The sequence below is a fragment of the Streptomyces sp. CLCI03 genome, assembly GCF_053615355.1.
Genome location: NZ_CM132132.1, coordinates 5,736,755 through 5,749,309, shown reverse-complemented (window position 1 = coordinate 5,749,309; position 12,555 = coordinate 5,736,755). Strand labels below are relative to the sequence as shown.

Here is a 12,555-nt window from a genome sequence, read left to right as displayed (position 1 = left end):
CCCCGATCAGGTCCTCACTCACGTGCATCCGCTGCGCGAAGCTCCTTCTGGGTGATCCCCATCAGCTCGCGCAGCGTCTTGATCAGTTTGCCCAGGGCCCGGAAGAGGTGGGCCGTCCCGTCCGCCTCCACCGGGGGCGCGGGGCGTTCTTCGCGTGGTGACAGGTCGTTCATCGGCTGATCCGCCCTCGTCCGTGCAGCCCGTACCGGAAGACCAGCGTAGGACGCTCCGGCCACCCACCGTGACCCGGCTGGCCGGCTTGAGTCACATGGCACTCAACGACAGGAGGCCGGCTGCTCGCGCAGCCGGCCTCCTCCTTCATCCGGTGTTCAGGTGCGGCCTACAAGCCGGCCACACGTCATACGGGTACGTGGCGGAACCACTGGACGTACGCCTGGGCGAGTTCCAGTGACTCCCGCATCACGTTGTCCCATGCAGCGCCGTCTCGAACAGCCTCAACATCGCCCATCTGCTTCCGGAATTCACCATCGGCCAGATCGGGGACATCGGTGGCATCCGAATCGTCCTCCAGGTATCCCGTGATCGAGTAGCCGCCAGCCATTGCTTCGAAGCACTTCTCAGAACTGACCGAAGGGTCGGACCAGACGTCGAGCACGCAATCAGCCATGGAAGCGATGTCCATGACCCAGGCTCCGACGCCAGGCAGTTCCTCGTACGGTTCGTCGCGCGGTCCGAGGAATTCGCGCAGTCCGTGTTCAAGTTCCGGCGTAGCAGCCGTCTGCGTCCCTCCGGAGCGGACGACTGCCAGGTCCTTGATCCGTACCACCAGGTCAGCGACCTCAGAGTACTCGGACTGCACCCGTTCGTCGGCCAACAGGCCAGTCACGCGGACCAGGCAGGCAGTCGCAACCCGGCCCCGCTGGAAGGGGTCGATCGCCTCGATCGAACTCTTCGCGTGTGCATCATCGAACATTGCTACCCCTGTCAGTCCCAGACGAATTGGCTCCGACCGGTCAGTCTGCCACCGATCTGGGCAGACCGGATGCGGCCGATAGCAGTGAGCGAGAAAGGACCGACCAGCCGGGCTGCGCCCACTGTGGCACTGAACGGTTCGAACAGTGAATTCTGGCACCACGGGCACACAGGCCGGTTCGCGGCACCTGCGACGGGAGTCCAGTTGTTCTTTCGAATGAAGGCCATTGCAGTCATCTCGGCATCGCCGTCGAACTTGTCGGCCATCACTTCGTTACCGCTGAGATTGTCCCTGATCTTTCGATCCAGACCTCGTGCCGCGTCACCGCTCCACCCCACGACATCGTGCGCGACGCCGTCGGAGTCGACAGCACGGATGATCGCGGTGGACCGCCTGCCCTGGGCGCCAGCGGCGAGACCCTTGTGCAGGGTGTCGACACGCGCCTTGAGCTGCGCGGCGATCGCTTCGTTGCAGTTGTGGACCAGAACTGCGGCAGCGCCCGCCAGCACGTAGTACGTGTGGAGTTCGTCAACCGTGAGGTTGTAGACACGCTGCTTCTGGGTGCTGCGGTTGACCGCAGTGATCTGGACCTTGGTCCCGGCTGAGGTCTGCAGCCACTGTCCGGGCTGCAGTTCGGTCGCGTCGACCCATTCCTGCCGCTCGGGCAGCCAGAAGGGGTGCCCATCCGTAGCCGTGACGGACTCGGTCTTGCCATCCGCCGTGGCGACCGTGATCTCGACCAGGTTCTTGTCGCCCTCGCCGGTGATGACGGCGGTGACTTCCCTAGCCTCGACACGACCGGATTCCGGGTCGGCCGCGAGGACCTTCTCGCCGTTCTCCAGCTTCTCGATCGGCTTCTGCGTGCCGTCCGCGAGCTGGACCTGCGTGCCGGGAACGAAGCTGTTACCGGTCTTGCACCCCGGGCTCGACGCCGCTCGGCGACTGCCCGAATTGGCCGGCTTGCCGCCGGAACCCTTGCCCGACCACAGCTTCTTCGAGCTGCCGGACGACGACCAGCCGGACTTGCCGCCGCCCGCCTTGCCGGCGCCGGCCCTCGGCCCCGAACGGGACGTCCACCCAGCCACCTTGCGGACCGGGGACGCCTTGCTGACCCTGCTCGTGTACTTGGTGGCGTACTTGATGGTCTTCGCCGCGAGGCGCGTACCGGCGATGGCCGCGCCCGCGACCGGAATCATCGAGGCGAAGGACATCGCCGCGTTCTTCCAGTCGCCCTGGGCGGCGTACCAGACGCCGTTGACCAGGTCGGCCGCCTCACCGATGACCGGGATCATGCCGGCCACGTCGAGCGCGGTGTGACCGTACTTGTTGATGGCCCCGCCGACCTTCTTGGCGGCCTTCTTGATCGCCCCCCAGAAGAGGCCGTCCGGGTCCGAGAAGGTCATCGGGCTGTTGTTGGCGTACAGGTAGCCCTGGAGCTGCTGCGGGTCGGTCGGGTCGACGACCGGGTCGACCGACAGGAACGTGCCCGTGCGTGGGTCGTACTCGCGTGCCCCGAGGTGGGTCAAGCCGGTGGCTTTGTCCTCGGTGCCGCCCACGAACCCGCGCTCGCCCGGCCAGGACGCCGGCTCCGCGCCGCGGTCCTCACCGAACGGCTTGGTGGCCTGGCGCTGGACCTGGAGGGTCGTGGCGTCGATCGCCGTGGTGCCGGTGCCATGGTGGTCGACGCCGACGTAGGACAGCGTGCCGTTGGACGTCCGGACGACGGTCGCGCCACCCGGAGTCTCGTAGTAGCGGGTACCCGTGACCTGGTTGGTCGCGGTGTTCAGAGTGAGCTCGGTGGAGCCCAGGTAGAGGGTGGTCTTGCCCGGGTCCTTGCGGGCCAGGCGGTTGCCCTCGGCGTCGTAGACGTACGTGGACGTACCCGTGCTCGTCTTCGCCGAGGCCAGGTTCCCGTCCGGGGTCCACGTGAACGTCTGGGTGTTGCCCGCGGCGTCCGGACGCGTCAGCGTGTTGCCGGTCTCGTCGTACGTGGAGTTGGTGGTGACGACCGGGCCGGTGCCGGTCTGCTTCTTGGTGGAGGTCGGGGCGTGCGGGCGCGGCTGGCCCGGGGCCGGGAAGGTGTTGGTGTTCGTCGTGGACTTGGCGGCGTCGCCGGCCGGGTCGTGGTCGGTGACCGACGTCCGGTTGCCGGTGACGTCGTACGTGAACGACTGGTGGTACGGGGCCGGGCCACCGACCTTGCCGGGCTGCGGCGCCGTGTTGGTGCAGCCGCCGATGCCGGGGACGGACGGGCCGGGCTGGGTCGTGGTGGTACCGGTGTCGGTCCACGCACGGGTCATCCGGCGCAGGTGGTCGTACGTGAAGCACTGCGTGTCACGCACGCCGCCCTGCTGGCTGGAGACGGAGGTGATGTCACCGGCCGGGGTGTAGGTGTAGTCGGTGATGTCGACCGAGCCGGCCGCGTCCTCCTTGTCGAGCGTGGTGCGCAGCAGGCGGCCGGTGGCCGGGTCGACGACCTGGGTCAGGACGACCTGCTTGGGAACGGCGCCCAGCGTGGTCCGCTGGACCTCGCCCAGCTCGTCGTAGTCGGTGAAGTTGACGTAGGTGCTGGAGCTGGTGCCGAGCGAGACCGGCAGACCGTTCACGTTGCGGCCGACGTACAGCCGCTCCTTGGGCAGGCCGCCTGCGGCCGGCTGCTCGGTGAAGTCGGCTTCACCCGTGATCGGGTCGAAGTACGCCGACGTGGTGTACGAGGCACTCAGCGCGCCTTCGCCCGCGGGTACGGTCAGCTTGCTGCCGATGGGCCGGTACGCGTCGTCGTAGGCGGTTACCTCCTGGCGCCACGGCTTGCCGTCGACCCAGCTGGTCGAGGCCGTCGGCAGGCCGGGGACCAGAGTGTCGTAGTCGAACGTGGCGATCTTCGTGCCGTCGACCGCGCCGAGGTTGCGGGAGGTCGGGCGGCCCAGGATGTCGTAGCTGGTGAACGTGGTGACACCACGGGCGTCGGTCTCGGAAACCGGACGGTCGGCGGCGTCGTAGGTGGTGGTGGTCGCACCCTTGTCCGGGTCCTCGGACCGGGTCTGGCGCCCGTGCAGGTCGAAGCCGTACTTCCAGGCGTTACCGGCCGGATCGGTGACCTGGGTCAGCTGACCCTCGGTGTCGTACGCATAGCGTGTCGCGTCGTACTCGCCGGTGGTACTGCCCGCCTTGTACTGCCGCTTCTCCACCGTGCGACCACGTGCGTCGGTGTGGGTGCTCGTGGCGATGGCGCCCTTGGGCGGGGTGAAGTCGGTGCGGTCCACGCCCGGGTAGGAAATGGTACCGCGCCACTGCTCCACGGCCTTCGAGGAGAAGATCTCTGTCACGGCCCGGCCGAGGCCGTCGTAGACGACGGTGCTCTGGCTGGGGACCGTGTTGTCGTTGGCGACGAACCGGGTCTTGACCGGCTCGGTGGAGGTGTTGTTGAAGTACGGCGCGTTGGTCCTGACTGGCCGGCCGTAGCTGTCGTAGATGGCGTCGCTGATGATGCGCCCGGTCCCGCCGTTGGCGGTGACGCTCTGCGTCTGGACGGTCTGGCCGAAGGCGTCGAGGATCTCGATGCTGGTGGCGTAGGACTCGTCCGCACGGAGGGTCTTGGTCGTGACCGAGCTGGTACCGGAGTTGGTCAGGTCGTACTCGACCACGACGTTCGCCGCATCGCTGCGGGCACGGCCCGGCTTCCACATCGCCGTGACGCGGCCCAGGGCGTCAATTGCCTGCTCGCTCGTCTGGCCGTTGTGGTCCTCCACCTTCACCGGGGTTTCCCGGAGCGGGTGGTACGTGGACGTCGTCGACCAGCCCTTGGCGTTGGTGACCTTGATGCTCGTCGGGGCGAACAGCGTCGACGGGATGTACTCCGTCGTCGTCTTCGCACCCGCCGCGTCCGTCGCGGTCGTCACGCGGCCGTAGGCGTCGTACGTGACGGTCGAGTTCAGCGAGAACTTCGGCTGGCCGCCCTCGAAGCGGTCCAGTTCCTCCGTGCTCGTGACCTGGCCCGCGCCCGTCAGGGTGCCGTGGGGCTGGGCGTCGTAGTACGTGCGGCTGCGGCCCAGGGTGTTGGACTCCGACGCCGTGGTGGCGCAGTCGCCCTGGACCTGGACGGTCTCCGAGACGCGGTCGATCATCCAGGCGCCCGTGTTGCGGGCGTAGGAGGTGGTGGTGCAGATGTCCGGCAGGCCGTCGGCGCGGTCCAGGACCGACACCGGCATGCCGTACGTGTTGTCGAACGTCGCCGTCTTCGACGTGCTCTGCCAGGTCTTGTCGGCGCGCAGCGCCTTGTCCTTGGCGGAGCCGTTGCGCAGCATCTGCGCGGTCAGTGCGGGCAGCTTCGTGCCGCGGCTGTGGGTCGCCGTGACCGGCGAGAGCCAGGGCTCGGACTGCGATACGGAGACCAGTTCGCCTCCGTCGGAGGCGAAGGTCTGGGTCTCGCGGACGCTGCCGGCCAGCGGGTTGCTGTCCTTGACGGTGTTGCCGGCGATGCCCGTGAAGGTGGCGGAGCGCTTGCTGCCGTCGGCCTTGGTGTCGCCGTCCATGCCGCGCAGGTAGAACGCCGCCGACTTCGAGACCACGTCCGGGGCCGTGCCCGCGCGGGTGACGACCTGCTCGTAGCCGCGGAACTGGTTCCAGGTCCGCTGCTTGTCCTCGGTGGTCTCCTCGTCGTCGCGGTGCCAGGCGGCGCCGCCGACGTACTCGTAGCGGGTCTCCTGCGGACGGGAGCCGCCGAACGGGTCGATCTCGGTGACCCGGTTGACCACGTACTTGTGGAACCAGTCCAGCGTCGGGTCGTTCGGGCTCTTCGGGTCCGGGTTCCAGTAGACCGGGTAGCAGCGGGTGGTGTTGCCGTCCTGGGAGGTCGGCAGGCCCGTGCCGGGGGTGCAGTCGGGGTCGGCGTAGCCGACGTCCGTGACCTGGCCGGTCTCGGCGGTGACGGAGACGATGCGGCGCCGGTTCATGGCGGGCTTGTTGTCACCGCTGGAGTCGACGCGGTTGTTCATCAGCCGGCCGGTGAAGGTGATCGCCGGGGTGGTGAGCTTCGTCGCGCCGTCGTGGCCCGAGCGCTGGATCGACGCCAGCCACAGGGCGGGCGCGGTCTGGTCCTGCGGATTCGGGAACTCGTGGGTGAACGCGTACGAGTCGACGTCGTCGTAGCCGCTGCCGGCGGCGTTGAGCACCTGGGTGGTGATCTTCGTCAGGCGCTTGGTGGTCCAGAACGTCGCCGAGTAGTTCTCGCAGGTGCCGGTCGAGGCGCAGTTCTGGTCGAACGGGACGTCCGGCCACTTCGCGGCGTTCGCCTTGGTCAGCTTGGCCGACGCGCAGTCGAAGTTCGCGTCGGGCAGGCAGCGCTCGGCGGTGGTGAAGAGGACCTGCGCGGTCGGCTTGACCGTGTCCGCGTCCGTCAGCTTCGAGCCGTACGTGGTCTTGGCCAGGTTGCCGCCACGGGTGTACGAGGTGAGGGTGCCCGTCGGGGTGGCCTCGGAGACGCCGCGCTTGTAGTAGTTGGTCGCGGTGTCGTACCAGTGGGTGATCATGCCGCCGCGCGGGTCCACGACGAAGTCGAGGTTCCAGCGGTAGGCCTGCATGCACCAGGAGGCGTCGAAGGTCGGCTTGTTGCACTCCTCGCCGGCGTTGTTGCCGTACACGGGGGTGGTCCAGGCCGATTTGGTGGCCGGGGCGGTCGAGCTGCCCGGCTTGCGGCCGACGCCGAAGTAGTACTGGGTGCCGTCGGCCGTGGTGACCTTCCAGTACTCACCGTTGTTGTCGCCGTTGGTGGCGCCGGTGAGCTTCTCGACCTTGGAGGCGTCGTCGTTCTCCAGCCGCCAGGTGCCGGAGGTGTCGTCGCGGACCAGGGTGGAGGACTTGCCGTTCAGCGAGATGGTGGCGTTGTGGCCCGCGAGGCACTGCTCGCCGGAGTCCTTCTGGCCGTCCTTGGAGCAGGGCTTGAAGGTGCGCTCGACGAAGCCGGGGGTGTAGTCCCAGCCCTCGCCGATCCACGACGCCTGGTTGTTCGTCGCCGCGGTGCGGCCGTCGACCGACTGCGAGCTGTACGAGAGGCTGATGCTGGGCTTGGTGCCGCCCAGGCCGTCCGGGACGTCGATCGGGTACGTCCAGGAGAAGCCGCCGGTGCTGCCGCCCTGGCTCCAGGAGCCGGAGGGGGCGAGGCTGGTGGCGCCGTAGGTGCCGGCGCTGCCGCCGGGCGCGGCGGAGGCGGCGAGTACGGTCGCTCCGCCCGCGGCGGCGTTGAGGCGGGTGGCGTCCGCGGCCGGGCCGTCGGCCTTGAGGGAGACCTCGGCGCTCAGCAGGCCGGGCCGGTCGCCGTCCTTGACGGTGGCCACCGGGGTCTGCTTCTGGCACTCGGGGCGGTCGGGCGTGATGAGCGCGCACTCGGGCAGCTCGACGAGCCGGGCGCGGGAGAGCCAGTCGCCGCCGAAGGCGCCGGCGATGTGCGAGACGTCGACCGAGACCTTGACCGGGGCGCCCTTCTCGGTGCCCTCGGCGGACTTGACCGCGAGCAGCAGGCCCTGGACTCCGGCCTTCTCGGCGGCCTTCTTGTCGGCCAGGGTGACCGCGGCCTTGCCGGTGCGCGGGCCTGCGTTGCCGGAGCGCGCGCGGTCGGCGGCCTCGACCCACACGGGTGCCGAGCCGGCGCGGCTGGGCTCGGCCACCGGTGCGGCGGGAACGGCCGACCGGGCACCGGTCAGGAAGCGGGCGCCCAACGGCGGCGCGGGCGGTGCCGCGTTCAGGTCCACCTTGGCCTGACCAGCCGCCGGCCAGACCACGTCGCGGGGCTTGAAGGTCCCGGTGCCGTCGCCGCGCTCCTTGGAGGCGGCCGCCGCTGCAGCCGACTTGGCGGCGTTCTTTCCGGTGACCGAGTCGGTCTTCTTCAGCTTCTCCGGCGCCCAGCGCCGGGTGTCCTTGGGCTTCCAGTCGGCTGCCTGAGCCGGGCCGGAGCCCAGGATCAGTGCGAGCGCGACGCCTATGCCCACGGTGGTGCGGCGCGCGAGGACGGTACGTCTCCCCCACGCGCGCAATTCAGACGGTGCCAACACGGCACGCCCCCCAATGAATTGTCAACATGAAGATCTTTACGATCTTTGTGGGCGCATTTTAGGTCAGCTTTAGGTCACCGTATGATCCGCCATGGCGCAGAGTGATCGCTCTCACTTTCGATCGTGCAGCGCCACAAGTCATCGAGCCACAGCACCAATTGGGGGTCCACATGGGGGGCACAGAGAGAACGCGGGGCAGGGGCCGTCCGGCCGCGCTCGCGGGTCTCGTCAGCCTTGCCTTGTCCGTAGGCATGGTCGGCGCGCTGCCCGCGTACGCCGCACCGAGCCCGAGCGCGTCCGGCAGCCCGAGCGCGTCCGGCAGCTCGAACGCGTCCGGCAGCAAGGCAACGCAGGGCAGCAAGGCCGCGCCGGCGCCGAGCGCTTCGGGCACGCCCAACGCCGGCCGGTCGACGTCGCAGACGCCGACGACGCCGACGACGCCGCCTCAGCGGCCGCTCACCGCGAAGGAGAAGGCCGAGGACGCCGCGCTCGCCGAGGCCAAGCGCACCGGCAAGCCGGTGCCCGTCGCGGCCGCGACGAACGAGACCGACACCGTCGTCGCCAATCCGGACGGGACCCTCGGGCTCACCCGCAGCGTGGCCCCGGTCCGTACCAGGAAGGGCGGCACCTGGGTCGACCTGGACGCCACGCTCTCCGCGTCGTCCGACGGCCGGCTGCGCCCCAAGGCCACCACGAGCGGTCTGACGCTGTCCGGCGGCGGCAACGCGCCGCTGGCCACGCTCGACCAGGACGGCAAGAAGCTTGAGCTGACCTGGCCGGAGTCGCTGCCGAAGCCGGTGCTCGACGGCGCCGCCGCCACGTACCCGGAGGTCGCTCCGGGCACCGACCTGAAGGTCACCGCCGACGCATCCGGCGGCATCTCGCAGATCCTGGTGGTGAAGTCGGCCGAGGCGGCCCGGCACCCCAAGCTCACGAAGCTCACCATGGGGCTCAAGGGCGACGGCGTGAACGTCAGCGCCGACGGCGGCGGCAACCTCAAGGCCGCCGACGCTTCCGGCCGTACGGTCTTCCACGCCCCGGCCCCCACCATGTGGGACTCCGGCGCCGAGGCGGCCGTCCCGGCCACGCCCGCGGCCGGCACCCCCAAGTTCTCCCGGCTGGCCCGCTCCACCGCGCCGCAGCAGGCCGACGCGGACGCGGCCAAGGCCAAGCCGGCCTCCGACAGCGACGGTCCCGGCTCGCACGCCAAGGTCTCCGAGCTGCGGACCGAACTCGGCCAGGACTCCGTGGCCCTGACCCCGGACCAGTCGTTCCTGAAGGACGCGTCCACGGCGTACCCCGTCTACATCGACCCCGCCTGGCAGCCGACCAGCCGCGGTACCCAGCACTGGGCGTGGGTCCAGGAGGCGTACCCCGACACCGTCAACTACGACGACTACGGCGACCAGTACGACCCGGGTGTCGGCTACCAGCGCTGGCAGTCCCGCACCGGCATCGAGCGCTACTACGTCCAGCTCGACACCGGCGACCTGGGCGACAAGAGCATCAAGAAGGCCTCCTTCAACGCCACTCAGTCCTACGCGGCGGACGCCACCTGCTCCAACAGCTACAACGTGGACCTGCACTCCACCGAGCCGCTGCTGTCGAACATCACCTGGCGCACCCAGCCCCGCGACTGGGAGGTCCTGCGGACGACCTCGATGAACAGCGCCGGCGGCCCGGGCTGCTCCGGCTCCACCACCCGTGGTGAGTGGGACGTGCGCGACCACCTGGCGGGCAACGCCTGGCGCGGCAACGTCACCTACGCGCTCTTCGCCTCGAACGAGTCGAAGACCAGTGGCAACAACTCCTTCAAGCGCTTCACGCGCGACAAGAGCAAGCTGCCGTTCTTCTACATCGAGTACAACCGGGCCCCGTTCACCCCGTGGGACCTGGTGACGACCCCCGCCCCGCAGAACCCGTCCGGCCCCGGCCACTGCGGCTGGATCGGCGCGACCGGCTACCCGGGCATGGGCATCGGCGCCTGGATCGGCGACCCGGACAACCAGCCCAACGACGCGCACTTCTACGTCCACGACGCCAACGGTGACGCCCTCGTCTACGACAGCGGCTGGACCGGCCTGGCGAACGGCACCCACTGGCTGTGGGCGTGGCCGGGCAACCTCTCCGACGGCCACACCTACTACTGGAAGGTCCAGGGCGGCGACGGCGACATGTCCTCCGCCTGGGCCACGTCGAACTGCAAGTTCAGCATCGACACCCAGCCGCCGTCCGTCCCGGTCGTCACCTCGAACGAGTACCCGCCGTCGGGCACGCTGCCCGGCTCCACCAAGTCGATCGGCCAGCAGGGCGGCTTCAACCTGAAGTCGACCGACGCCCACAGCGGCGTCGTCTCCTACGAGTGGGCGTTCAACTCGACCATCCCGGTCGGCGGTGCCAACACGGTCAGCGCCGCCGCGGACGGCAGCGCCTCGATCAACCTGACGCCGACCACCTGGGGTACGAACGTCCTGCGCGTGCAGGCCGTCGACAAGGCGGGCAACCGCTCCCAGGTGCAGACGTACACCTTCTACGTCCCGGACAACCCGAACGCCAAGACCACGCTCGGCGACATCACCGGCGACGAGCGCGTCGACTTCATCGCCCCCACCGCCACCGGCGACCTGGTGGTCTATCCGACCGCCGTGGACCCGTCCGCCGGCGGGGTCATCGCCTCCAACGTGGCCAACAGCCCGGGCGGCAAGGGCTGGGGCGACGGCACCCTGACCAGCCACCGCGGCGGCAACGGCATCCGCATCGACGACCTGTGGGCCTGGCGGGACGGGCAGCTCAAGCTGTACCGCAACTCCCTCACCCAGGGCGGCCTCGCGGCCAACGGAGGCCTGTACTACAACGCCGCCAAGGCGCTGACGGTCAAGCGCCCGCCGTTGTTCACCTGCACCGTCGTGACGACCGGCGAGGCCTGCGGCAGCGAGTACGCCACCAACTGGAGCCGGGTCAAGCAGATCCTGGCGGTCGGCGACGCCCGGCCCGAGGACGGCGTCACCCCGTTCAACGACCTGCTGACCATCGAGACCGACGGCACCGGCAGCCGTCTGCTGCTCTTCCAGGGCACCGGGGCCACCGGCACGCTGGCCGACCCGATCGTCCTCGTGCTGAGCAACTCCGGGTGGGACAACCTCACCCTGATCGCCCCGGGCGACGCCACCGGTGACGGCCTGCCGGACCTGTGGGCCCGGGACAACACCACCGGTGCGATCTACCAGTACGCCAACGAACGCGGCAACCCCGGCGCTCTCGGCGACCACACCAAGCGCACCCAGATCGGCACCGGCGTCACCGCCGCCGGCTACCCGGTCGTCGGCTCCTCCGGCGACACGAGCGGCGACGGCGTCCCGGACCTGTGGGCCCTGACCGCCAACCAGAGCCTGCTGACCTGGAACGGCGTCACCACCGGCAGCAAGGTCACCACCTTCACCACCCGCAACGTCATGGGCGACGCCCGCATCTCCACCGCCCACTGGAAGCTCGACGAGACCACCGGAACCACCGCCGCCGATGTGCGCGGCGGCAGCCCGCTCACCCTCAGCGCGACCGGCGCCACCTGGGCCGACGACACCGTCGCCGGCACACCCGGCAAGGTTCTGGACCTCAACGGCACCGCCGGCACGGCCCTCGGAGCGGGACCGGCCATCGACACCACGCGCAGCTTCACCGTGTCGACGTGGACCAAGGCCGACGCGCTCGGCGGAGTGGCCCTCAGCCAGGCAGGCAGCCGGTCGAGCGGGTTCATCCTGTGGCCGGACAAGAACGACGGCGGCACCTGGCGCTTCGCGATGTCCCAGAAGGACGACGACAACTGGAGTTACGACCAGACCATCACCATGAACGAAGCGGCCAAGGTGCAGCTCGGCACCTGGACCCAGCTGACCGCCACCTATGACGCCACGACCGGCTTCATCGGCCTCTACGTCAACGGCACCCTCGCCGGCACCGGCTACCACGCCAAGGCCAACGCCTGGAACGCCACCGGCGCACTGACCGTGGGCAACTACCGCTACCAGGGTGCTCCGAACAGCTACTTCGACGGCCGGGTCAGCAACCTCGCGTTCTACCCGTACTCCAGGGTCCCCACCGCGGCCGGCACCAAGCTGGTTTCCGCGCTCAACAGCGCCAAGTGCGCCGACAACGACAACGGCGGCAACCAGGACGGCAACCGCATCCACCTCTGGGACTGCAACGACGCCAACGGCGGCGTGGCCCAGAAGTTCGACGTGACCGCGGCCGGCGAACTCCGGATCGCCGGTAAGTGCGTCGACATCCAGGGCGGCGGCATGGTCAACGGCACCAAGGCCATCCTGTTCACCTGCGCGCCCGGCGCGTGGAACCAGCAGTGGCTGCCGACCGCCACCAGCGGGTTCTACAACCCCACCAGCGGCCGGTGCCTGGACGTTCCGGGCGGGCGCATCGACAACGGCAACCAGCTCCAGATCCACGACTGCAACGCCACCACCGCGCAGCGCTGGCTGTCCAGCATCGCCTGATCCCTGATCCCTGATCCCTCGTATGGGACGGGTCACCGACGCCCGCCGAGCCCCTGTGGCCCGGCGGGCG

The 12,555-nt window shown here is 69.5% G+C and carries 4 protein-coding genes; 1 reads left to right on the top strand and 3 read right to left on the bottom strand.

Going from position 1 to position 12,555, the window contains the following annotated elements; all coding sequences use genetic code 11:
* Positions 1-14: 14 nt before the first annotated feature.
* The 3 genes from ACWG52_RS26525 to ACWG52_RS26515 all read right to left on the bottom strand — a co-directional run bounded on the left by ACWG52_RS26525 (position 15) and on the right by ACWG52_RS26515 (position 7,980).
* Entirely contained in the window at positions 15-173 is a 159-nt protein-coding gene (locus tag ACWG52_RS26525; RefSeq protein ID WP_389812317.1) for a hypothetical protein, read from the bottom strand.
* A gap of 185 nt (positions 174-358) precedes the next feature.
* A complete protein-coding gene (locus ACWG52_RS26520) occupies positions 359-934 on the bottom strand; it encodes a hypothetical protein (protein ID WP_389812320.1) in 576 nt (191 codons plus the stop codon).
* Positions 935-945: 11 nt separating this feature from the next.
* Entirely contained in the window at positions 946-7,980 is a 7,035-nt protein-coding gene (locus tag ACWG52_RS26515; RefSeq protein WP_453126144.1) for a polymorphic toxin-type HINT domain-containing protein, read from the bottom strand.
* A 239-nt stretch (positions 7,981-8,219) separates the two neighbouring features.
* Between ACWG52_RS26515 and ACWG52_RS26510 the strand changes: the two genes are divergently transcribed.
* Positions 8,220-12,485, top strand: coding sequence for a ricin-type beta-trefoil lectin domain protein (locus tag ACWG52_RS26510; RefSeq protein WP_390139899.1), 4,266 nt, complete (start codon positions 8,220-8,222; stop codon positions 12,483-12,485).
* The last annotated feature ends 70 nt before the right edge of the window (positions 12,486-12,555 follow it).